Raw genomic sequence first — 23,467 nt, 5'->3', positions numbered from 1 at the left:
AAATGTCATTTATACGAGATAAATCGTATATCATTCAATATGTCTCTGAATGAAAAATGCACTATATCTTGGGGTTTTTAAAAAACTAATCACAAGATAGTGAGGTTTGCACTACAATGCAAGCGATATAAATTATCGTTTTTAGGTTGATTTTTTTAGAGTAAAAGTTCTGTTAGTAACAACTAACTTAGTAGTGCTTTTTGATTTTGGTTTTTGTAAAACGCAACGGTTATTTTCATTTATTTTTTAGCACTAAATTATTTTAAGTTAATTTTTGTGTTTTATATGACTAAAGGTAATAAAAAATATAATAACCTTATTTATCAGTGTCTTATGTTTTTGGTTTGATTATTGAACACATGAATTGACGAGTGATTATTTTATCAACGCATTATGTTTATCTTTAGTACGAGTGCAGAAATAAGGATGATATTCAGGCGGCGATGGGGTCTTAAACTGCTTTTACAAAGAAAATCTGATAATTGACGTTTTTTTGTCCAGATAACCGCCTGAGATGTACTTTTTACCAATATTTTTACTTTATAGTTAATAAACATTATCCATATGTGCTCAAACTTAATCGCTTCATTAGCCAATAAAGGAGATTAAATCTAACGGTGCAGCAATTATGTGATCAGCCTGCCACGATTGACAATTTTCATCACTGAGAATATATCCCCACTGGGCAACAAAAGTGGTCATTTTTGCACTATTGCCAGCTTGAATATCACGTAAAGCGTCTCCGACATAAAAGCATTGCTGATGATCAACACTCATTTGTTTGCAGGCATATAAAATTGGCGCTGGATCAGGCTTACGTTTTGTTAACGTGTCACCCGCAACCATAACAGCACATTGACTAAATTCAGGGTAGTGTGGCAATAGCAGTTTAGTTAGCCCTTCAGGTTTGTTGGTGACAATCCCCCAAGGTATTTCATTTATTTCTAAATGCTGTAGTAATTCTGCTACCCCTGAATAAAGGCAAGTATGCACAGCAATATTTTCTTGGTAGTAATCGAGAAATTGCTGACGTAATACTTCATAATCGTACTGTTTTATAGCATCACCAAAGCCAAGATTTAGTAAGCCTAAAGCACCATCTGAAGCGATAGGTCGATAATCTTGTGCTGACACTTGTGGTTTACCGTACAGCGATAACACATGATTTAAAGCCGCGCCTAAATCATCAGCTGTATCTAATAATGTACCGTCTAGGTCAAAAAGTACGCTGGCTATATTTTTGGTGTTCTGAGTTGAAAGCATAGTATATCTCTAGATTAAGGTTGACTTGAAGGGATGTTCGCGTTGAGAACCGTTTTTCAACGCGATGATGGCTATTAAAGATTAAACCCGTTGACAACAAAGAATATAGTTAACATCTAATGATGAGATTAATTTATGATTTTCAGTAAAAGGATTATAATGAATACCAGCAGCATCAATACATTTTAAGTCAAATGACTCAGCCCAAGCGATTAACGTTGAGGGCGAATAAAGCTTTTATGATCATGTGTTCCATCGGGTACCAATTTGAATATTTTCTCTGCAGCCACGATAGCCAGTAAATAAGCTTTCAAAGATTTATTCAATGTTGAGAAAAAAACAAAACCACCTGGCTTAACCATTTGTGCACAGGCACTGATGATTGATTCAGGATCAGGCACATGTTCTAGCATTTCCATACAGGTAACTACATCATAATGTTGTGGTTGCTGCTGAGCTTTTTCTTCTGCAGTTATTTTTTGATAGTCAACATTAACACCTGTTTCCAAAGCATGTAGCTTGGCAACATTTAACGGCTCTTGGCCCATGTCTATCCCGGTAACTTCTGCACCAAGTTGCGCTAAGCTTTCAGCTAAAATTCCACCTCCGCAACCAACATCAATTATTTTTTTAGCAAATATATCGCCAACATGCTGACAAATAAACTGACGGCGAAGCGGGTTTATTTGATGTAATGGCTTAAAATCACCATCTAGTTCCCACCATTGGCTGGCAACTTGTTCAAACTTTGCAATTTCGTCGGGGTTAACATTTAAGTTGTTAGACATAGATATTTATCATTGTTGGTTTACTTATATTTCAGATTCTAAACCAATATTTACGACAAGCCTAGTAGCAAGATGAATTCACTGTAAATAAAGCTTTTATCTTTGTTTAAACAGCTTGAGCCAATTTATATAACCGTAAAGTACTGGTTTAATGTTGACTAAATAGTACTGATAAAACGATGTTGATAGCTTAAATTGTCACTTAAAAATGACATGTGATTAAAATGCATACAGCTATCCACATTAAGCTGATCTGTATGTAATAATAATTCAACAAATACCTTTTAAATCATATCTGTATTGTATAAACACTTTATATCTAGCATTTACTTGAAACTTTAGCTTTTTAACGGCAGAATTAAGCAAAATAAAGCGGTAGGGCATGAGAAATATTTATGCTAGTATGCCGTGTTAATTAAAAATAATAATTTCGAAATTTTCTGAATTAGATTTACGTTAAGGGATACCATCAATTTATGACCGATTTGGCGAATAATATTGCTCCTGTCAATATTGAGGATGAGCTAAAAAGCTCCTATTTAGATTACGCAATGAGCGTTATCGTAGGTCGTGCACTACCAGATGTGCGTGATGGATTAAAACCAGTGCATCGTCGCGTACTTTTTGCGATGAATGTTTTAGGTAACGACTTTAACAAGCCGTATAAAAAGTCAGCACGTGTTGTTGGTGATGTAATAGGTAAGTATCACCCGCATGGTGATACGGCTGTGTACGATACAATTGTACGTATGGCCCAAGACTTCTCATTACGCTATATGCTGGTTGATGGTCAAGGTAACTTTGGTTCTGTTGATGGTGATTCAGCAGCAGCAATGCGTTATACCGAAATTAGAATGTCGAAAATCGCTCATTCAATTTTAGCCGACTTAGATAAAGAAACTGTTGATTACGTGCCTAACTACGACGGTACGGAAATGATACCAGCAGTTATGCCAACACGTATTCCTAACCTTTTGGTTAATGGTACTTCTGGTATTGCCGTTGGTATGGCGACAAACATTCCGCCACATAACCTTACAGAGGTTATTAATGGCTGTTTAGCGGTAATAGAGAATGGCGATATAAGCTTTGAAGAGCTTTTAGAGTTAATTCCAGGACCTGATTTCCCAACTGCGGGTATTATCAGTGGTCGTGCTGGTATACAAGAAGCTTATCTTACCGGTCGTGGTAAAATTAAAATTCGTGCGCGCGCTAGAATTGAAGTCGATGAAAAATCGGGTAAAGAAACAATTGTAGTGTTCGAATTGCCTTATCAAGTTAACAAAGCCCGTTTGATTGAAAAAATGGCTGACTTGGTAAAAGAAAAACGCTTAGAAGGCATTTCTGCCTTACGTGATGAGTCTGATAAAGACGGTATGCGTATGGTAATTGAAGTGAAACGTGGTGAAGTAGGCGAGGTTATTTTAAATAACTTGTATAAGCTTACCCAAATGCAAGTTTCGTTTGGTTTGAATATGGTGGCATTAACTAACGGCCAACCTAAATTATTCAGCTTACGTGAAATGCTTGATGCCTTTATATTGCATCGCCGTGAAGTAGTAACACGTAGAACAATCTTTGAATTACGTAAAGCACGTGAACGCGCGCATTTACTTGAAGGTTTGTCGATAGCGCTTTCTAATATTGACCCGATTATCGCGTTAATTAAGAACTCACCAACACCTAGTGAAGCGAAAGAGCAATTACTCGCACAAGGTTGGGACTTAGGTCTTGTTTCTGACATGCTAGCTGCTGCTGGTGATGATGCCGCTCGCCCTGAATGGGTAGAAGAAGAGTTTGGTATTCGTGATGGTCAATACTTTTTAACACCACCACAAGCACAAGCTATTCTAGATTTACGTTTACATAAGTTAACGGGTCTAGAACACGAAAAAATCTTAAGTGAATACAAAGCATTATTAGAAGTTATTGCTGAATTACTTTATATTTTAGCGACACCTGCACGTTTAATGGAAGTTATTCGAGAAGAGCTTGAAGCTATTCGTGATGAATTTGGTGATGAGCGTCGTACTGAAATAACTAATGCTTCACATGATTTATCAATGGAAGACTTAATCACTGAAGAAGATGTAGTGGTAACACTTTCACATGAAGGTTATGTTAAGTATCAAATATTAAGTGATTATCAAGCGCAACGCCGTGGTGGTAAAGGTAAAGCCGCAACTAAGATGAAAGAAGAAGATTTCATTGAGCGTTTACTTATTGCTAATACCCACGATACCATTTTATGTTTCTCAGACCGCGGTAAACTTTATTGGTTGAAAGTATTCCAGTTACCTTTAGCTAGTAGAACAGCACGTGGACGACCAATAGTAAATATTTTACCGCTTGAAGAGGGTGAACGTATTACTGCTATTTTACCGGTACGTGAATATGAAGAAGATAAATTTATAATCATGGCTACTGCTTCTGGTACTGTTAAGAAAACTGCTTTAACAGCTTATAAAAACCAACGAGCTAACGGTATTATTGCCTTAAACTTGCGTGATGACGATACCTTAATTGGTGTTGATATTACCGATGGTGAGAATGACATTATGTTGTTCTCAGATGCAGGTAAAGTTGTACGTTTTAACGAAAAGAGACGCGATAGCGAAACAGGCGAAATAAAAGTTGACCCAGAAACGGGTGAGCAATTATGGGCTTTAAAACCGATTGGACGTACAGGTACCGGTGTTCGTGGTATTAAGTTAGAGGGCGATCAGAAGGTTGTATCTTTAATTGTACCGAAAAACGATGGACCAATATTAACCATTACTGAAAATGGTTACGGTAAGCGCACAGCGTTGGATGAATACCCTGCGAAAAGTCGAGCGACTAAAGGTGTTGTTTCAATTAAAGTAAGCGAACGTAACGGGCCAGTAGTTGGTGCAGTTCAAGTTGAAGAACAAGACGAAATAATGTTGATCACCGATAACGGTACGCTAGTTCGTACTCGTGTAGGCGAAGTTAGCGTTATTGGTCGTAATACTCAAGGTGTTCGTATTATTCGTACTATTGAAGGGGAACATGTTGTTGCCTTACAACGTATTGATGAAATTGAAGAAGTTGAAACTTACGAACTAGACGAGAATGGTGAGCCTACGTTGACTCAAGCAGTAGAGGGTGAGCAAGTTGATACACCTGAATCTAGCGAGAGTGAAGGTGAAGATTCAGCACTCGATAATGACGATACTCAAGAGTAACCGTTATTAATTTAAGGAAGGCGGTTATTACCGCCTTTTTTTATGAGTAAAATTTGATATAAAAGTTATATCAAAGTTGATTTTTGAATTGATGATAACGATTAAACAGGTATGCTAGTGACCTTAAAATTTTCATTGAAACAACGAAAGTCGTTGTTTCAATACAAGGCATAAAATTTAATTAATGAGATTAACTTTTATCGTAAGAGTTTACTCATTTTAATTACTATCGGGCGATAAGATAAATTAAAGAAAGGTGAAGTATTAGATGTCTACTGTTTACAATTTTTGCGCAGGCCCTGCAATGTTGCCTGTTGATGTGATGAAAAAAGCGCAAAATGAATTTTTAAATTTTGCCGGTACTGGTAGCTCCGTGATGGAATTGAGTCACCGAAGTAAAGAGTTTATTACGGTTGCGGATAAAGCCGAAGCCGACTTACGCACCTTAATGTCGATTCCAGACAATTATAAAGTATTATTTTGCCATGGGGGTGGACGCGGTCAGTTTTCTGCTGTGGCGTTAAACCTTCTAGGCGATAATAAATGTGCCGATTATATCGTAACGGGTGCTTGGTCTAAGTCAGCCGCTGAAGAGGCAAGCCATTATGGCAATATAAATGTTATCAATGTAGTGGATAATAGTAATGGCACTCAACGCGTAAAAGCCAGCACTGAATGGCCGATGAGTAAAGATGCTGCTTATGTACATTATTGCCCAAATGAAACCGTCGATGGAATCGAGATTTTTGACGTTCCTAACACCGGTGATATTCCATTAATAGCAGATATGTCATCAACTATTTTATCCCGTGAATTTGATGTGAGTAAGTTTGGTTTAATCTACGCAGGTGCGCAAAAAAATATTGGCCCTTCTGGTTTAACGCTAGTTATTGTGCGTGATGACTTGCTGGGTAATGCTCATATAGATACACCTTCTATTATGAATTACCAAGTATTGGCTGATAACGGATCAATGTATAACACTCCTCCAACGTATGCATGGTACTTAGCAGGGTTAGTTTTTGACTGGTTACTCGCTAAAGGTGGTGTTAGTGCCATAGCGGATATTAATCAACAAAAAGCACAGTTACTTTATCAATATATTGATCAAAGTTCTTTTTATACAAACTCCATTGTTTCCACAAATAGAAGTTTGATGAATATTCCTTTTTGGTTAACGGATGACAGTTTGTCTGCTGATTTTGTCAAGCAGGCTGAAGCACAAGGTTTAACTGCACTTAAAGGTCATCGTATGGTGGGCGGAATGCGTGCCAGTATTTATAACGCTATGCCAATAGAGGGCGTACAAGCGTTAATTGATTTTATGAAAAAATTTGCAGCAGAGGCTAAATAACATGGAACAACTAACACTAGATCCGATTGATAAAATTAATGGTGAAATATTCTTACCAGGTTCAAAGAGCCTATCTAATCGTGCATTGTTAATAGCAGCGCTTGCTAAGGGTGAAACTAAAATCACCAACTTGTTAGTCAGTGACGACATTAACTATATGTTAGCGGCACTAAAAACTTTAGGTGTTCAATTTACCTTAAGTGAATGTGGTACAGAGTGCACCGTTATCGGTAATAATGGCTTTTTTAATACTAGCGAGTCACTGGAGTTATATCTTGGTAATGCGGGCACCGCTATGCGTCCACTATGTGCTGCACTTGCCGCAAGCAAAGGTGACTTTGTATTAACTGGCGAGCCAAGAATGAAAGAAAGACCTATTGGTCATTTAGTCGATGCATTAGCCCAACTCAATGCAGATATTGAATACATGGAAAACAAAGATTACCCGCCAGTAAAAATTAAAGGTAAAGAGCTAACTGGCAGTACTGTCAGCATTGATGGTTCAATTTCAAGTCAGTTTTTAACCGCTATTTTGATGGTGTCTCCATTACTCAAAACTGATACTAACATAGAGATTGAAGGTGAATTAGTTTCTAAGCCTTATATTGATATTACGTTAGATATTATGGCTAGATTTGGTGTCACAGTAGAAAATAACGATTATCAATCTTTTACTGTCAAAGGCAATCAGTCTTATCAAGCGGTTGATAAATATATGGTAGAGGGTGATGCATCGTCTGCATCATACTTCTTAGCTGCTGGTGCAATTAAAGGTGGAGAAATCACGGTTCACGGTGTTGGTAAGTTAAGTGTACAGGGTGATAAGCACTTTGCTGATGTACTTGAGAAAATGGGCGCAGAAGTTATTTGGAATGACGAGTCTATTACGGTAATTGGTAAGCCACTTACCGCTGTTGATATGGATATGAACCATATTCCAGATGCTGCTATGACTATTGCAACAACGGCGCTTTTTGCTACTGGCACAACCACCATTCGAAATATCTACAATTGGCGAGTGAAAGAAACAGACCGTTTAACGGCTATGGCAACAGAGTTAAGAAAAGTCGGGGCTGAAGTTGTTGAGGGCGAAGATTATATTTCAATAACCCCACCAGCAGTTTTGAAACATGCAGAAATTGATACTTATAATGATCACCGAGTGGCTATGTGTTTTTCACTTGTTGCATTAAGCGACACACCGGTAACCATTAATGATCCAAAATGTACGGCTAAAACATTTCCTGACTATTTTGAAAAGTTATCGACGGTTTCATTTTAAAAAATGTTACATAATAATTTATAACGCGATTTTGAACTGTAAATCCCGTATAATGCCGCCGATTTTCGACTTTAGGAGATAAATAAATGCAGGAAAGCATTCCAGTCATCACTATAGATGGTCCTAGTGGTGCCGGTAAAGGAACAGTAGCCCGTATTGTTGCAGAACAACTCGGTTGGCACTTATTGGATAGTGGCGCAATTTATCGCGTTTTAGCTGTTGCAGCCCAACACCACAATATTAGTGTTGAAGATGAAGAGTCATTGTTGCCAGTAGCAGCACACCTTGATGTTCAGTTTCAAATATCTACTGTAGGTGAAGGTAGCGTTATTTTAGAAGGCGAAGATGTTTCAAACGCCATACGCACAGAAGAAATTGGTGCGCTAGCATCAAAAGTAGCCGCGTTTCCACGTGTTCGAGAAGCATTATTGAGACGCCAACGTGCTTTCAAGGTTACACCTGGCTTAGTTGCCGATGGTCGTGACATGGGTACCGTTGTATTTGCTGATGCACCCGTTAAAGTTTTTCTAACGGCCAGTGCAGAAGAAAGAGCACAAAGAAGATTTAATCAGTTGAAAGGCAAGGGCTTTGATGTTAAAATCGGGCGCCTTTTGGATGACATACGTCTAAGAGATGAGCGAGATCAAAACCGCAAGGTGGCGCCGCTTGTCCCTGCAGAAGGTGCATTAATTGTTGATTCTACTGAACTTTCTATTGAAGAAGTGGTTGGTAAAATCCTTTCATTTAGTAATGAAAAATTAATGTAAGCTGAAAATTAACCTTATGCCTACTGTACGGATGCACTGGGCAATTATTTAATTACCCCATGAAACAATGACGTTGACTGGATTAATAACTGAGTTTATATATAAGTTATGACTGAAAATTTTGCACAACTTTTTGAAGAAAGTTTAAAAACAATCGAAACACGCCCTGGTTCAATCATCAAAGGGACTGTAGTTGCCATCACAAAAGACAACGTTTTAGTAGACGCTGGCTTAAAATCTGAATCTGTTATTTCAATTGACCAATTCAAAAGCCTTACGGGTGAAGTTGAAGTGTCTGTTGGTGATGAAGTAGATGTGTCACTTAAAGCTACAGATGATGGTTTCGGTGAAACTATTCTATCTCGTGATGACGCAAAACGTCATGAAGCATGGCAAGTGCTTGAAAAAGCTTATGAAGAAAAAGAAACTATTATCGGTGTTATCAACGGTAAAGTTAAAGGTGGTTTCACAGTTGAAGTTAGCAATATTCGTGCTTTCTTACCTGGTTCATTAGTAGATGTACGTCCTATTCGTGACACTACTCACCTTGAAGGTAAAGATTTAGAATTTAAAGTTATTAAGCTTGATCAAAAGCGTAATAACGTTGTTGTATCTCGTCGTGCTGTTATCGAATCAGAAAGCAGTGTTGAACGTGATGAATTATTAGCTTCTCTTGCTGAAGGCATTGAAGTTAAAGGTATTGTTAAGAACCTTACTGACTACGGTGCATTCGTAGATTTAGGCGGCATTGACGGTCTACTTCACATTACAGATATGGCTTGGAAACGTGTTAAGCACCCAAGCGAAATCGTAAATGTTGGTGATGAAATTCAAGTTAAAGTATTGAAATTCGATCGTGAACGTACTCGTGTTTCATTAGGTATGAAGCAGTTAGGCGAAGATCCATGGGTTGCTATCGCTAAACGTTACCCTGAAGGCGCTAAGCTTACAGGTCGCGTAACTAACTTAACTGACTACGGTTGTTTCGTTGAGATCCAAGAAGGCGTTGAAGGTCTTGTTCACGTTTCTGAAATGGATTGGACTAACAAAAACATCCACCCATCTAAAGTTGTTAACTTAGGTGACACAGTTGAAGTTATGGTTCTAGAGATTGACGAAGAACGTCGTCGTATTTCTCTTGGTCTTAAGCAATGTATCCCGAACCCTTGGGAAGAGTTTGCTAAGAACTTCAACAAAGGTGATAAAGTATCAGGTAAGATCAAGTCAATCACTGACTTTGGTATCTTTATTGGTCTTGACGGCGGTATTGACGGTCTTGTTCACTTATCTGACATTTCATGGGCTGGCGGTGAAGAAGCTGTTCGTGAATACAAGAAGGGTGATGAAATCTCAGCTGTAGTACTTCAAGTTGACCCTGAGCGTGAACGTATTTCTTTAGGTGTTAAACAAACTGAAGATGATCCGTTTAATCAATACCTTGCAGATAACAAAAAAGGTGCTATTGTTACAGGTAAGGTTATTGAAGTAGATGCTAAAGGCGCTAAAATTGAATTAGCCGAAGGCGTTGAAGGTTACCTTCGTGTTGCTGATATTTCACGTGAACGTATCGAAGATGCGACTACTGAATTATCTGTTGATGACAGCGTTGAAACTAAGTTTGTTGGTGTTGATCGTAAGAACCGCACTATCAGCTTATCAATCAAAGCTAAAGATCAAGCAGACGAGCGTGAAGCGATGGATACATTGAACCAAGCTCCAGAAGAAGATTCTGGTCTAAGTGCAATGGCTGAAGCGTTTAAAAACGCTAAACTTTAATTCATAGCAATACCAAGTGAAGAAGAACTGCATTTAAGCAGTTCTTCTTAAATGTTTAAATCCGATGGCGCGAAGCTATAGTGAACACTGGAGGTCAAATGACCAAATCAGAACTCATTGAAAGATTAGCAGATAAATTAAATCATTTAGCTGCGAAAGATGTTGAACAAGCTATTAAAGAAATTCTTGAAATGATGGCGCATACCTTGTCAAAAGGTGAGCGTATTGAAATTAGAGGTTTTGGCAGTTTTTCGTTGCATTATCGTGCTCCTCGCGTAGGACGGAATCCTAAAACTGGCGAGTCTGTAGAACTTGACGGAAAATATGTTCCACATTTTAAACCTGGTAAAGAATTACGTGAAAGAGTAAATCTTTCAATCGCGTAATTGCAGAATTAATGAATAAACGGCATGCTATGAGCATGCCTTTTTTTTGTGTTGCTTTGGATGAACTACTATGCGTCTTTATATTACCGTTATACTATTTCTTATTTTACTTGCCGTCGCGTTTATTTTTGGTAGTCAAAATGATCAAATGCTTACGCTAAATTATTTGATTGCAAAAACAAATATCTCTGTTGCCACAGCCGTTGGACTATTTACCGCAATCGGTTTTGTTCTAGGCTTATTATTTGTTTTATTTTGGAAGCTATTGAGTATGGTCAAACCCAATAAAAAAAATCAAACGTTAACAAGTAAGAAGTCTTAGTATGCTAGGATTATTATTCTTATTGTTACCTGTTGCTATGGGGTACGGTTGGTTTATGGGGCGCAACAGCGTTAAACAAAACAATCATTCTGCAACGCAAGAACTCTCTATAAAATACTCTACAGGACTAAATTACTTATTTTCAAATCAACAAGATAAAGCGATTGACTATCTTCTTGAAGCATTGAAAGTAGAAGATGATACTGTTGAAGCTCACTTTGCCATGGCAAACCTCTTTAGGCGCCGTGGAGAGCTTGATAGAGCATTAAAAGTACATGAACATTTAGTACGCCAAAAGCACTTACCTAACAGTGCGAAACAACAAGCTGTGTTTGAGCTTGCAAAAGATTTTCTCAGTGCTGGTCTTTACGATCGTGCTGAAGATATGTTCCATAAGTTATTAAAATCTAAAATCTACGGTTTAAAGTCTTTAACTTCTTTAATGCAAATCTATCAATCGACTAAAGATTGGAAGCAGGGTATTGCGCTTAAGAAAGCTATTGCTAAAACCCGTGACACCAAACTTTTACACACGTTAGCAAATTTTTATTGTGAACTTGCGACCATAGCTTTAGATAAAGATGAATTTATCGAAGTTATTGAACTTCTAGATAATGCCTTAGGTCATGATCCAAACTCTTCTCGTGCAAATTGGTTGATGGCACAAATTTATGAAAACCACCAACAGTACGAAGAAGCATGCCAATGCTACAAAGCTATTTATGAACAAGACAAAGAGTTTTTTCCTGACGTAATTGAGAAAATGTTTACTTGTTATCAGGCGCTTAATGCTGAGAAAGAGTTTTTCAAATTTATTAGAAAAGTTTACGAAGAAACGGGTAGTACTAGTGCGTTAATTAAGTACTTATCTCATATTGAGCAAGCAAAAGGCGGCAGCCACGCAAAAACTTTTATATTAACTGCGTTAAAACGTCGACCGACCATTCGTGGTTTCAAACATTTTGTAAAAATGCAGATGGGTGATAACCAATCTGAAAATACAGCAGATAACCTTGAAGTCATTCGTGAGCTAGTTACAGCATACTTAAATGTTAAGCACCGCTATAGCTGTAGAACTTGTGGTTTTAACTCAAGTACTCACTATTGGTCATGTCCTTCGTGTCATGACTGGGAGCAGTTGAAACCTATTCGTGGATTAGATGGTGAATAACTCAGCTAAATAGTGATATAGCTGTATTTATAAATTATATAAAGCCTGTTTTCTGCAGGCTTTTTGACGCAAAGAGCGTTGTATTATTAAAAATTAATTATTGAGGAGAAGCGCATGAGAGACGCAAAAGTTGTCGTGGCCTTAGATTTTGATAACAAAGATGAAGCATTATCTTTCGTAGACAAAATTCAACCGAGTGATTGCCGCTTAAAAGTTGGCAAAGAAATGTTTACTCATTTTGGTCCTGATTTTGTAAAAGCACTGGTAGAACGTGGTTTTGATGTTTTTCTTGATTTAAAATTTCATGACATTCCCAATACGGTTGCTAAGGCGGTTGCTGCCTCTGCAGAACTAGGAGTGTGGATGGTTAATGTACATGCTTCAGGTGGCCTTAAAATGATGGAAAAGGCAAAAGAAGCCTTACTACCTTATGGAGACAAAGCTCCGCTTTTAATTGCGGTTACTGTGTTAACGAGTATGGGAGAAGAGGACCTTGCGGGTATAGGCATTACTAAGTCTCCGGCTGAGCACGTAAAACACTTAGCTTCGTTGACTAAGCAAGCAGGTTTAGACGGCGTAGTTTGTTCAGCAATGGAAGCTGAGTCATTAAAACAACTGCTAGGTAAAGAATTTAAGCTTGTTACACCTGGTATTCGCCCAGAAGGCAGTAATGCAGACGATCAAAAGCGTATTATGACGCCTCGTCAAGCCGTTGATGTTGGTGTTGATTACTTAGTTATTGGCCGACCAATCACCAAAGCTGCAAACCCACATGCCGTATTACAAGAAATTAACCATTCAATTAGTTAGGATCAACTAGCAAATAGAACTTTATATGCACTTAATTTGACAAATCTCGACAAGACTTCTAAACCTAATGCAGTGAATTATTATCTACAATAATTCACTTATAAGGAAATTAACTCTATTTAGAAGGAAAGTTACATGAAAAGTCACATCTGTTACGCTCTTATAATTTTATTTACAGTATTATCAATGCCACTGCGTGCTGCCGGGTTTAACGAAGTTCCGGAGGTTGTATCTACTACAGAAGTTCATGTGGTAGATATCAATCTTGCTGATATTGAAACCTTAGCTTTGTTAAAAGGTGTTGGAGAAAAAAGAGCCAAAGCAATCGTCGCTTATCGTGAATCAAATGGACAATTTAATTCTGTTGATGATTTACTTAATGTTAAAGGCGTGGGAGAGCATACATTACAACTAAATAAAGGAAGAATTAAGTTGTAATCTTGGTAGTTTTGCGACATTAGTCATGTAAATCATTGCTACTTTTTTCATGAATTAAGTGTAACTAGGAAATAATATAAATTTTATTTCCTGAATTAATTGGTTATTACTTTAAAAAGTAGATTTATAAAGCGTCAGTCAATTTTATATGAAGTTATATAAAGTTATATAAAGTGAAGCTATCCAATATTAAAAAGCCAGTCAATCGACTGGCTTTTTGCTATTAACGAGATAGGTGTTAGTTTATAGCAAGCTATCTAGTGTTAATTCCATCATACCTTTGAACGTTGTTTCACGTTCGTCAGCTGTAGTTTGTTCACCAGTTTTTATATGGTCACTAACAGTTAATACAGTTAATGCTTTCTTACCATATTCGGCAGCAACACCGTATAAACCGGCAGCTTCCATTTCTACAGCTAAAATGCCATATTTTTCCATTAGTGCAAACATTTCAGGTTGAGGCGTATAAAACAAATCAGAGGTGAAAATATTACCAACACGAATTTTTTTACCTGTTTTTTCTGCTGTTTTTACAACGTTATGCAATAAATCAAAATCTGCTGTTACTGCAAAGTCACAACCATTCATGCGTGAGCGGTTTACATTTGAATCTGTGCTTGCTGCCATACCGACAATAATGTCACGTAGTTCGATATCATCACGAACTGCGCCACATGAACCTATGCGTATAATACTTTCAACGCCATAGTCTTTATATAATTCTGTTGCATAGATAGATATTGATGGAATACCCATTCCTGAGCCCATTACGGAAACTGGCTTACCTTTATAGGTGCCAGTGTAACCAAACATGTTACGTACGCGAGTTACACAGGTTACGTTATCTAGAAAGTTGTCTGCTATATATTTTGCGCGTAGAGGATCGCCCGGCATAAGTACCGTTTTTGCGAAATCGCCGTTGTTTGCTTCTATGTGTGCTGTTGCCATGAGTGTTAACCTTTTTTAGTGGTGTTCAATCACAGTAAGTTTCTAGCCATTGCTGATATTATTTTAACTCAGCCGCTATCAAGGGTGTTTTACTGATATGTCTTTTAAATGTTTAAAGTTGGATTCTAACTGAAAAAGCGTTCAGTGATCCAGTGATAACCTATACCACCTAAATAAATGCCGAAAATTCCAGCAATACCTGATAAAACTGGTGGTGCGGGTATAGGCAATTTAAGTAGCGAAAATATTAATCCCACAAATATTCCTGTGATTATCGCGATTATAACTTCGAACACGTATTCTCCTTGTTGATTGTTAATCAGCTATTTTAACCTCAAATTAACAATTTCAACAATGTACATTATCCTTTATTTGATACCTTTTGTTTTAAAAGTACTTTTTCACTGTCAGATAAGAAGCTTGCTTTTAATGAGTTCTCTTGCAACTGCTGAATATCTTTATCTGAAAATCCTAAGATGTTTCTAGCTAAGTTAAATTCATTTTTTAGCTCGATACCTTGCACACCCGGATCATCTGTATTTAAACAAACTAATAATCCACGTGCTAGAAAGTCTTTAATTGGATGTTGGCTAATATCTTTAATCGTACCTGTTTGGTAATTAGAAGTAAGGCATGATTCTATGGCAATATTATGCTCGAGCATGTAATCCATAAGCTTTTCATCTCGATGACAAGCAACGCCATGACCTATGCGTGTTGCATGTAACTGATTGATAGCCTGCCATATACTTTCTGGCCCTGCAGCTTCTCCGGCATGAATAGTGGCATGAAGTTGGGCTTTATTTACTTGGTTAAAGTGGTCGACAAACAGTTCGCCAGGAAAGTTATATTCATCGCCGGCTAAATCTACTGCAACTAAATGCTGTTTATGAACAAGAAGGGCGTCTAGCTCTGCTTGACATTTTTCTACACCAAATGTGCGACTTAAAATACCAATTAAATTAATTTTTACGTCATAAACTTTACATGCAGCATTAACACCGTCTATTACCGCAGCTACTACATCAGCAACGACCAAATTATTGTTCATTGCCATATAATAGGGTGAAAAACGTAATTCGGCATAATTAATACCGGCATTAAAAGCATCTTCTACGTTTTCATAAGCGATACGCTTACAGTCATCTAAGGTTTTAAGCACAGCAACGCCCCAATCAAGCTTACTGAGAAAAGCTAATAAATCGCTTTCACTGCCTTGAACTTGAACATGTGGAATAAATGCTTCAAAGCTTTTTTCAGGAAGAGCAATGTTGTGTTGTTGTGCTAATGCCCAAATAGTTTTAGGGCGAATGTTACCGTCTAAATGTCGGTGCAAATCAATTAATGGGAGGTGAGAGTGGTTCATAATACTGAGCAACCTATATATTTGTTTGATAAAAAATACGACGAGTAAATTATAAAATAAAGTGATTTAATTTTCATGCAAGTCGAATGTTTTGATTATACCGCTTTTTTCGTATTTTATGTTGCTATTAGTGTAAGAACACTGATAAGTTAAATTTGAGACTAATCATCTAGGTGTCTAGACGTAAATATACATTAAAATCGCAGCATAAAGAGAAACAACATGTTTGAGCAAACCGACGACGTTCGTATTAATAACATTAAAGAACTTTTACCCCCTATCGCATTACTTGAGCGATATCCTTCTTCTGAGCAAGCAACCAAGTCGGTTTTTTCTGGTAGACAAGCCATAAGTAATATTTTTAACAACAAAGATGATCGATTATTGGTTGTTATCGGTCCATGTTCGATACATGACCCAAAAGCGGCACTGGAATACGGTGAACGTTTAGTAAAATTACGTGAAAAATATAAAAACACGCTTGAAATTGTTATGCGTGTTTACTTTGAAAAACCAAGAACAACGGTTGGTTGGAAAGGGCTTATTAACGACCCTTACATGGATAACAGCTTTCAGCTTAATGATGGTTTGCGTATTGGTCGTAAGTTGTTGCTCGATTTAAATAACTTGGGCTTACCTACTGCAGGTGAGTTTTTAGATATGATCACGCCGCAATATATGGCTGATTTTATGTGTTGGGGCGCTATTGGTGCAAGAACCACCGAAAGCCAAGTACATCGTGAACTAGCATCTGGATTATCATGCCCAGTAGGCTTTAAAAATGGCACTGATGGCACGATTAAAGTCGCTATTGATGCTATTGGCGCAGCTAGTGCCTCACATCATTTCCTTTCTGTTACTAAATATGGCCATTCAGCGATAGTTGAAACCACAGGTAATGAAGACTGCCATATTATTTTACGTGGTGGTAGAAAAACAAATTTTGATGCTGAAAGTGTTAAAACAGTAACAGAGCAGCTAGAAAAGTCTGGTTTAAATACCAACATTATGATTGATTTTAGCCACGCTAATAGTAGTAAAAAGTTTGAAAACCAAATGCTTGTGTGCCGTGATGTTTGCGACCAAATGAGTAATGGAAATAAAAATATTTTTGGTGTTATGGTAGAAAGTCACTTAGTTGAAGGCCGTCAAGACCTAGCTGTTGGGGAAAAAGGCACGTATGGTCAAAGCATTACTGATGCTTGTATCGGTTGGCAAGATACTGAAACGCTACTGGCTGAATTAGATCAAGCCGTTGTCAATCGCAGGGCTTAATTCACCGCTTTGAATTAGCATTTAAAAACTAGGTAATACATACGCCAAGCAATTAATTATTGTTTGGCGTTTTTTGTTAGGTCAAATCAATGTTTATTGTCCAGTTATTAACGTTCTATAAAGTCGGTAAATACCAATAATGATAAGGCTGTGAATAGCCCTTGTTGCGTTGTCTTGATTTTGGTTGTGTTATACAGCGTGATTTAACCTAATAAATAGACCATTCACCGTACTTAACAAAAACTTATGTAAAGCAGTGTAAAGAACATTGTTTGTCACATTTTGCAGTCATACTATACTTACTTCATTAATATATCGAAATTGAAATTGTTATTATGGGGAAGGGTTTTGAAAGTTCGTTTTAACAAAGATTTCAGAATGAGTGAGCGAGATAATAAGCATAAATCTAGTTTGCTTTTTTGGAAAATATCCAAGTTAACTACAAGGTTAAAGGCAAGTAATATACTGGTAGTGAGTATAGCTTTGCTTGTGGGGGCTTGTAGTACTCCTACAGGGATGTCTTTTCAAAAACCTAGTCGTTTAACAGAGCATAATGTCCCAAATAAGTGGCAAGAAAATATTGCATCAATTGAAAATGACACAATAGCGACTGATTGGATTAAAAGCTTTAAAGACAATACCTTAGATGATCTAATTGGTTACGCGTTACAAAATAATTATGCACTTGATGCCGATAAAATAGGTGTTGCGCTTGCAAAAGAACGTTTAAATATAAGTGCAGCTACAGACTTTCCAGAGCTATCTTTATCTCTGGCTAATTCAAGAAATAAACAGGTTTCAAACAGTGTCACTACGTATCAAAATAGCGCTGACCTTAGTCTCGATTTAAGTTATGAAATTGACCTGTGGGGAAAACTGTCAGACCAACAAAATCAAGACAGATTAAGTTATGCAGCAGCGCAAGCAAGTTACCAGCATAGTAAACTAACGTTAGTCGCTGATATCAGTAAAGCTTGGTTTAATTTAACCCAAGCACAACAGTTGCTAACTTTATATCAAGAACGTGCTGAAAACCTTCAACGTAACTTATTAATGATTCAATCTTCATATCAATTGGGTTTGAATGATGCATTAGATGTTTATCTCACCAAAAATACAGTTAACCAAGAATTGGCTCGTGTAGCTCAACAGCAGCAAGCATTGAAGGTTAGCAGTAGAGCACTTGAGCTGCTGGTAGGAGATTATCCGCTAGCTAAAAAAGTAAGTGAGCAGAACTTACCGTTTATTGCTGATGAAATTAAGCTAGGTTTACCTGCACAATTACTCACCCGAAGAGCCGATATTCAAGCAAGTTGGTTATCGCTATTAGCGTTAGATGCTGGCTTAGCGATAGCACATAAGCAACGTTTCCCAAGTTTTAATTTAAATGCCAGTGTTGGAGATAATGCCAGTGAATTAACTAATTTGCTCAATGGTGGAGCATTAGCTTGGTCTTTAATGGGCAGTATAACCAGCCCGTTATTTAATGCTGGCCGACTCGAGTCACTGGAAACCCAAGCGAAATTAACCGTAGTTCAAAACGAAAAGCTATATTTACAACAAGTTTATCAAGCCTTTGCTGACGTGGAAAATAGCGTAAGCGAGCGAGAGTCGCTTAATCAGCAATATAATTTTTATCTTAAAGCACAAGAAAACGCTTTAGCGGCTGAAAAACTTTCATTTGATCAATACTTACGTGGCTTAGTCACCTATACCACGGTATTAGAAGCACAAAGGCGCTCATTTGATGCTCAAACTACCGTTATTCAACTAACCAATGAACTATTACAAAATAGAATCGAAATTTACCTTGCTTTAGGTGGTGACTATCTTGATGGCACAACCCAAACGCAGCAAATAAACAGTACTAAAGGTAACTCATTACCAGCATCGTTAACTAACCGTATAAGCATGGAAAAGTAATGTCGTTAAAATTAAAAAAACTACTACCGATCATCGTATTATTGTCGCTCTTATTTGCAGCCTATATTGTTACAAGTAATCCTCCTTCAGCAAAGCGGGGACGTCCAAGTGCATTGCCGCAAATTAGCGTTGAGGTAAAGAAATTAGTGCGTAATGATCTTGCTATCACAATTGACAGTTATGGCACCATAAAGCCTCGTACACAGAGTGTGTTATTGCCACAAGTATCAGGCCAAATTATCCGTATTAACCCAAAATTTAGAGCCGGTGGCTTTTTCGAACAAGGCGACGTATTGCTTGAATTAGATCAAAGAGACTTACTCGCCGAAGTTAAAATTGCACAATCGAGCCTGTTTAGTGCAGAACAAAGTTTTAGTGAAGAACAAGCGCGTGTAGAGCAAGCCGAGCAAGACTGGCAACGTTTAGGTAATGACAAAAAAGCACCTGATTTAGTACTACGCAAACCTCAATTAATGGCGGCACAGGCTTCAGTTTATTCAGCCCAAGCCAGTTTATCTAAAGCTGAATTAGCCGTAGAGAGAAGTAACATTGTTGCGCCATATACTGGACGTATATTAAGTAAATCTGTTGATGTTGGACAAGTCGTCAGCATTGGGACCGAGCTTGCAGAAATTTATGCCGTAGATTATGTCGAAATTCGTTTGCCACTTAAAAATAAAGACCTCCCTTACATGATGTTGCCAGAGAGCAATCGCTTTGAAAATGCCACTGCTCAAGAACAGCCTGCTGTTACTATCTATTCAGATTTAGTCACTCGTCAAAGCTGGCAAGGTAAAGTAGTGCGCACCGAAGGCGCATTTGATGAAGAGTCACAGCAATTATTTGTAGTAGCACAAATTGACGATCCTTATGGCGTAAATGAAGGTAATGGCTTGCCATTAAAAATTGGACAATATGTTAGTGCAAAAATTAAAGGTAAAACGATTGAAAATGCCTTAACTGTTCCAAATAAAGCCATTTATCAAGGCAGCTATGTGTATATTGTTGATGATAATATTCTTAAGCGTAAAAATATTACTATTGCATGGCAAAGTGATGATGTAGCGGTAATTAAATCGGGTCTAGAAGCCAACGAATTATTAGTATTAACGCCTTTAGGTCAAGTAACCTCTGGCACCTTGGTTAGTCTTAATAGCATTGACGGTAAGCCTGTAAAAGCATCAAAACAAACTAGAGTAAAACCTAGCGCTGACAAAAAGCCTGATAAAAACTCAAAATCTAGACCAAATGCAAAGCAATCGCCTGATGAACAAGGGGCTAAGTCATGATCGCTTGGTTTGCAAAAAATCATGTTGCTGCTAATTTATTGATGATCACCATTTTATTGACCGGTATTTTCTCAATAAAAAGTAGTATTCCATTAGAGGTGTTTCCATCTTTTGAATCTGAGATTGTTAATGTTTCTGTGTCCTTACGGGGTTCAACACCTGAAGACGCAGAACAAGGTGTCGCAATTCGAATAGAAGAAGCTGTTCAAGATCTTGAAGGGATAGAAAAAATCACCAGTACGTCTGTTGAGGGTGGGGCATCGGTGCGAATTGAAGCTGACTCCAGTACAGATGTACGAGATTTACTCGCTGATATTAAAAGCCGTGTCGATGCAATTAATACCTTTCCTGCTGATGCAGAAAAGCCAGTTACTGCAATCGCACAGCGTATTCGTAATGTTATTTCAGTTACCATTGCTTCTGATTACGGTGAAAAAGAAATACGTGAGTTTGCTGAACAAGTGCGAGACGATTTACTGCGACTACCACAAGTAACCCAAGTAGCATTAGATGCTGTTCGCGACTATGAAATTAGTATTGATATTAATCAAAGCAAATTAGAGCAATATCAATTAACCCTTTCTGAAATTTCTACAGCAATCAGTAGTAGCTCTGTCGATATTTCTGCAGGTAATGTTCGTACTGATGGCGGTGATGTTCTAATACGTAATAAGGGACAAGTATATCGTCGAGACGAGTTTGAAAAAATTGTTATAAAAACGAATACTGATGGCACGTTTTTATATTTGGAAGATATTGCACAAGTTAATGATGGGTTTGAAGAGACTCCCTTACGGGCTCGCTTTAATGGCCAGCAAGGTGCTTTAATTGATGTGTATAGAATTGGTAATCAAAGCGCGATTGACGTTGCTGATGCCGTAAAAAACTATATTGATGAGCGCCAAAGTAGCCTGCCACAAGGTTTTGTATTGAGTTATTGGGATGATGATTCCGAAATTGTAAAAAGTCGCCTAAACACCCTGATCACTAATGCTTTACAAGGTGGCTTTCTCGTACTGATCTTGTTGACCTTATTTTTACGTCCCTCGATAGCATTTTGGGTGTCTATTGGTATTCCCATCAGTTTTATGGGGCATTTATTGTTATGCCATTTTTTGATATTTCAATAAATATCATGAGCTTATTTGGATTTATTCTAGTGCTGGGTATTGTCGTTGATGATGCCATAGTGACTGGAGAAAATATTTATCGTCATACGCAAACGGCAGCTAGCGGTTTAGAAGCAGCGATAAAGGGCACTCAAGAAGTGGCAACACCGGTAACCTTTGGTATTTTAACCACGGTAGCCGCATTTTTACCCTTAGCGTTTATTGAAGGACAGCGGGGAGCATTGTTTGCCCAAATCCCGATCATCGTTATTCCAGTACTGCTTTTTAGTTTAATAGAGTCTAAATTTGTACTGCCTTCGCATTTAAAGTCGCTGCGTTTGCGCAGTGAAAGTACAAAACAATCAAAATTCAGTGTTTGGCAACAAGGCTTTGCAGATGGTTTTGAAAACGCAATTCTTAAGTATTACAAACCATTATTGTCAATAGCTATTCGTAATCGTTTAACTACCGTAGCTTTGTTTTTTGGCATGTTTATTTTGATCTTAGCATTCATTACCAGTGGTTGGACTCGCTTTGTATTTTTCCCACGTATTGCGAGTGAAACTGCTCGTGGTAGCGTTACTATGCCAGTAGGCACTAGCTTTGATGTCGTTGACTCTTATGTTGAAAAAATGTCGAATGCAGCCAAAACATTACAAGATAAATACCGCGATGACGATGGTAATAGCTTGATTTTAAATACCTTGGCTATCACCAGCGACGCCAGCGGTCGAGTACGCTTTGAAATACAGCCGGCAGATAAAAATGACAGCGGTGTAGGTACAGCACAATTAGTCAATGAGTGGCGGGAATTAATTGGTCCATTACCGGGCGCAGAAAGTGTTACTTTTAGGGCCGAAATTGGCAGGGGCAGCGATCCTATTGATGTACAACTTTCAGCAACTGATTTAAAAAGCTTGAATCAAGTCGCAGATGAAGTTAAAACCCGCATTCGAACGTATCCTAGCGCTTTTGAAATCGCTGACAGTTTATCTAACGGTAAAGAAGAGCTGCAAATAGAATTAACGGCGCAAGGTTATGCCATGGGCATGAGTAACGCTTGGGTCACCAGACAAGTTAGAGACGCTTACTTTGGCTCAGAAATTCAGCGCATTCAACGTGGGCGTGACGATGTTCGTGTAATGTTACGCTTTCCATTATCAGAGCGGCAATCGATATCTAAACTCAATGATATGCTGATAAATACTCCTTCGGGTGGCAAAGTACCGTTATCGCATGTAGCGATATTAAAACCGGGTAAAAGTGCGTCTGCTATTAAACGTATCGACCGGTATCGAACGGTTAATGTTACTGCGGATATTGATAAAAACACCACTAATATGACCACGTTAAATGCCGACCTTAATCAGTTTTTAACCGAGCTAATGGGCAAGTATCCTGGCGTTTCTTATAGTTTGGAAGGTGAAGCACGCGAACAAGCAGACTCTTTTAGCAGTCTAGCTTGGGGCTTATTATTTGTATTTTTTATCATATATTGTTTATTAGCGATACCGTTTAAATCTTACATACAGCCGATCATTGTTATGTCAGTAATACCGTTTGGTGCCATCGGCGCGATTATTGGTCATTGGATAATGGGGATGGATTTAACCATTATGAGCTTACTAGGGTTAATGGCTTTGATCGGCGTTGTTGTTAACGACAGTTTAGTGTTAGTCGACTTTATAAACGCTAAAGTTCGCACAGGCATTAGAGCGTATGACGCAGTATTAATTGCGGCGCAATCAAGATTTCGCCCAGTTATGTTGACGTCTTTAACCACCTTTATTGGTTTAATGCCATTATTATTCGAAAAAGCAACACAGGCACAATTTTTGATACCTATGGCCGTTTCTCTGGGGTTTGGGATAATATTTGCAACCTTTATTACCTTAATTTTAGTACCTGTAAATTATTTACTGGTTGAAGACATGAAACGTTTCACATCAGACGGTAAACAAAAACTGATCAAGCAGTTAAGTTAATTTAATATA

At 37.9% G+C, this 23,467-nt stretch carries 17 protein-coding genes and 2 pseudogenes; 14 read left to right on the top strand and 5 right to left on the bottom strand.

Annotation, left to right across the window (positions count from 1 at the left end):
• Window positions 1–588: 588 nt before the first annotated feature.
• Both DBO93_RS09750 and ubiG read right to left on the bottom strand, forming a co-directional pair.
• Window positions 589–1,263 carry an HAD-IA family hydrolase gene (locus DBO93_RS09750; protein WP_108456172.1) on the bottom strand — a complete coding sequence of 225 codons (675 nt, stop codon included), beginning with the start codon at window positions 1,261–1,263 and terminating at the stop codon, window positions 589–591.
• Window positions 1,264–1,344: 81 nt separating this feature from the next.
• A pseudogene (gene ubiG / locus DBO93_RS09745) lies at window positions 1,345–2,051 on the bottom strand (bifunctional 2-polyprenyl-6-hydroxyphenol methylase/3-demethylubiquinol 3-O-methyltransferase UbiG).
• Between the two features lie 476 nt (window positions 2,052–2,527).
• Here ubiG and gyrA point away from each other — a divergent pair.
• From gyrA to DBO93_RS19190, 10 genes are all read left to right on the top strand, one after another.
• A complete protein-coding gene (gene gyrA, locus DBO93_RS09740) occupies window positions 2,528–5,257 on the top strand; it encodes a DNA topoisomerase (ATP-hydrolyzing) subunit A (RefSeq protein WP_108456171.1) in 2,730 nt (909 codons plus the stop codon).
• Between the two features lie 268 nt (window positions 5,258–5,525).
• Window positions 5,526–6,611, top strand: a complete 1,086-nt coding sequence (serC, locus tag DBO93_RS09735) for a 3-phosphoserine/phosphohydroxythreonine transaminase (RefSeq protein ID WP_108456170.1) — start codon at window positions 5,526–5,528, stop codon at window positions 6,609–6,611.
• 1 nt (window position 6,612) lies between these two features.
• Complete coding sequence (gene aroA / locus DBO93_RS09730) at window positions 6,613–7,893, top strand: 3-phosphoshikimate 1-carboxyvinyltransferase (protein ID WP_108456169.1); 1,281 nt, start codon at window positions 6,613–6,615, stop codon at window positions 7,891–7,893.
• Window positions 7,894–7,979: 86 nt separating this feature from the next.
• On the top strand, window positions 7,980–8,660 hold the full coding sequence (gene cmk, locus DBO93_RS09725; protein WP_108456168.1) for a (d)CMP kinase: 681 nt from the start codon (window positions 7,980–7,982) through the stop codon (window positions 8,658–8,660).
• A 108-nt stretch (window positions 8,661–8,768) separates the two neighbouring features.
• Window positions 8,769–10,436, top strand: coding sequence for a 30S ribosomal protein S1 (rpsA, locus tag DBO93_RS09720; protein WP_085303692.1), 1,668 nt, complete (start codon window positions 8,769–8,771; stop codon window positions 10,434–10,436).
• Window positions 10,437–10,534: 98 nt separating this feature from the next.
• Entirely contained in the window at window positions 10,535–10,822 is a 288-nt protein-coding gene (gene ihfB / locus DBO93_RS09715) for an integration host factor subunit beta (RefSeq protein WP_077286743.1), read from the top strand.
• 70 nt (window positions 10,823–10,892) lie between these two features.
• Window positions 10,893–11,144 carry a lipopolysaccharide assembly protein LapA domain-containing protein gene (locus tag DBO93_RS09710; protein WP_108456167.1) on the top strand — a complete coding sequence of 84 codons (252 nt, stop codon included), beginning with the start codon at window positions 10,893–10,895 and terminating at the stop codon, window positions 11,142–11,144.
• 1 nt (window position 11,145) lies between these two features.
• Complete coding sequence (lapB, locus tag DBO93_RS09705) at window positions 11,146–12,315, top strand: lipopolysaccharide assembly protein LapB (RefSeq protein ID WP_108456166.1); 1,170 nt, start codon at window positions 11,146–11,148, stop codon at window positions 12,313–12,315.
• 114 nt (window positions 12,316–12,429) lie between these two features.
• Window positions 12,430–13,125: an orotidine-5'-phosphate decarboxylase gene (gene pyrF / locus DBO93_RS09700; protein ID WP_108456165.1), complete on the top strand. Its 696-nt coding sequence runs from the start codon at window positions 12,430–12,432 to the stop codon at window positions 13,123–13,125.
• Between the two features lie 135 nt (window positions 13,126–13,260).
• Entirely contained in the window at window positions 13,261–13,563 is a 303-nt protein-coding gene (locus tag DBO93_RS19190; protein ID WP_108456164.1) for a ComEA family DNA-binding protein, read from the top strand.
• A gap of 243 nt (window positions 13,564–13,806) precedes the next feature.
• Here the strand turns inward: DBO93_RS19190 and deoD are convergent, their stop codons facing one another.
• The 3 genes from deoD to add all read right to left on the bottom strand — a co-directional run bounded on the left by deoD (window position 13,807) and on the right by add (window position 15,877).
• The gene (gene deoD / locus DBO93_RS09690) at window positions 13,807–14,511 is read right to left on the bottom strand and encodes a purine-nucleoside phosphorylase (protein ID WP_108456163.1); all 705 of its coding nucleotides are present in this window, start codon (window positions 14,509–14,511) and stop codon (window positions 13,807–13,809) included.
• A 125-nt stretch (window positions 14,512–14,636) separates the two neighbouring features.
• Window positions 14,637–14,807 carry a DUF1427 family protein gene (locus tag DBO93_RS09685; RefSeq protein WP_108456162.1) on the bottom strand — a complete coding sequence of 57 codons (171 nt, stop codon included), beginning with the start codon at window positions 14,805–14,807 and terminating at the stop codon, window positions 14,637–14,639.
• Window positions 14,808–14,872: 65 nt separating this feature from the next.
• Window positions 14,873–15,877, bottom strand: a complete 1,005-nt coding sequence (gene add / locus DBO93_RS09680; protein ID WP_108456161.1) for an adenosine deaminase — start codon at window positions 15,875–15,877, stop codon at window positions 14,873–14,875.
• A gap of 222 nt (window positions 15,878–16,099) precedes the next feature.
• Between add and aroG the strand changes: the two genes are divergently transcribed.
• The 4 genes and pseudogenes from aroG to DBO93_RS09660 all read left to right on the top strand — a co-directional run bounded on the left by aroG (window position 16,100) and on the right by DBO93_RS09660 (window position 23,458).
• A complete protein-coding gene (aroG, locus tag DBO93_RS09675; RefSeq protein WP_108456160.1) occupies window positions 16,100–17,152 on the top strand; it encodes a 3-deoxy-7-phosphoheptulonate synthase AroG in 1,053 nt (350 codons plus the stop codon).
• Between the two features lie 348 nt (window positions 17,153–17,500).
• Window positions 17,501–19,075 carry an efflux transporter outer membrane subunit gene (locus DBO93_RS09670; protein ID WP_162533759.1) on the top strand — a complete coding sequence of 525 codons (1,575 nt, stop codon included), beginning with the start codon at window positions 17,501–17,503 and terminating at the stop codon, window positions 19,073–19,075.
• Complete coding sequence (locus DBO93_RS09665) at window positions 19,075–20,364, top strand: efflux RND transporter periplasmic adaptor subunit (protein ID WP_108456158.1); 1,290 nt, start codon at window positions 19,075–19,077, stop codon at window positions 20,362–20,364. Before DBO93_RS09670 ends, DBO93_RS09665 begins: the two co-directional genes overlap by 1 nt.
• Window positions 20,361–23,458: pseudogene (locus tag DBO93_RS09660) on the top strand (efflux RND transporter permease subunit). Before DBO93_RS09665 ends, DBO93_RS09660 begins: the two are co-directional and overlap by 4 nt.
• Window positions 23,459–23,467: the final 9 nt, after the last annotated feature.

Origin of the sequence: Colwellia sp. Arc7-D (assembly GCF_003061515.1) — a bacterium.
Lineage (GTDB): Bacteria > Pseudomonadota > Gammaproteobacteria > Enterobacterales > Alteromonadaceae > Cognaticolwellia.
This window is presented reverse-complemented; position numbering and strand designations above follow the sequence as displayed.

What these genes read in the sequence shown, in the direction of transcription:
- DBO93_RS09750 (WP_108456172.1), bottom strand. Translation starts at nt 1,263, where the DNA reads ATGCTTTCAACTCAGAACACCAAAAATATAGCCAGCGTACTTTTTGAC.
- gyrA (WP_108456171.1), top strand. Translation starts at nt 2,528, where the DNA reads ATGACCGATTTGGCGAATAATATTGCTCCTGTCAATATTGAGGATGAG.
- serC (WP_108456170.1), top strand. Translation starts at nt 5,526, where the DNA reads ATGTCTACTGTTTACAATTTTTGCGCAGGCCCTGCAATGTTGCCTGTT.
- aroA (WP_108456169.1), top strand. Translation starts at nt 6,613, where the DNA reads ATGGAACAACTAACACTAGATCCGATTGATAAAATTAATGGTGAAATA.
- cmk (WP_108456168.1), top strand. Translation starts at nt 7,980, where the DNA reads ATGCAGGAAAGCATTCCAGTCATCACTATAGATGGTCCTAGTGGTGCC.
- rpsA (WP_085303692.1), top strand. Translation starts at nt 8,769, where the DNA reads ATGACTGAAAATTTTGCACAACTTTTTGAAGAAAGTTTAAAAACAATC.
- ihfB (WP_077286743.1), top strand. Translation starts at nt 10,535, where the DNA reads ATGACCAAATCAGAACTCATTGAAAGATTAGCAGATAAATTAAATCAT.
- DBO93_RS09710 (WP_108456167.1), top strand. Translation starts at nt 10,893, where the DNA reads ATGCGTCTTTATATTACCGTTATACTATTTCTTATTTTACTTGCCGTC.
- lapB (WP_108456166.1), top strand. Translation starts at nt 11,146, where the DNA reads ATGCTAGGATTATTATTCTTATTGTTACCTGTTGCTATGGGGTACGGT.
- pyrF (WP_108456165.1), top strand. Translation starts at nt 12,430, where the DNA reads ATGAGAGACGCAAAAGTTGTCGTGGCCTTAGATTTTGATAACAAAGAT.
- DBO93_RS19190 (WP_108456164.1), top strand. Translation starts at nt 13,261, where the DNA reads ATGAAAAGTCACATCTGTTACGCTCTTATAATTTTATTTACAGTATTA.
- deoD (WP_108456163.1), bottom strand. Translation starts at nt 14,511, where the DNA reads ATGGCAACAGCACACATAGAAGCAAACAACGGCGATTTCGCAAAAACG.
- add (WP_108456161.1), bottom strand. Translation starts at nt 15,877, where the DNA reads ATGAACCACTCTCACCTCCCATTAATTGATTTGCACCGACATTTAGAC.
- aroG (WP_108456160.1), top strand. Translation starts at nt 16,100, where the DNA reads ATGTTTGAGCAAACCGACGACGTTCGTATTAATAACATTAAAGAACTT.
- DBO93_RS09665 (WP_108456158.1), top strand. Translation starts at nt 19,075, where the DNA reads ATGTCGTTAAAATTAAAAAAACTACTACCGATCATCGTATTATTGTCG.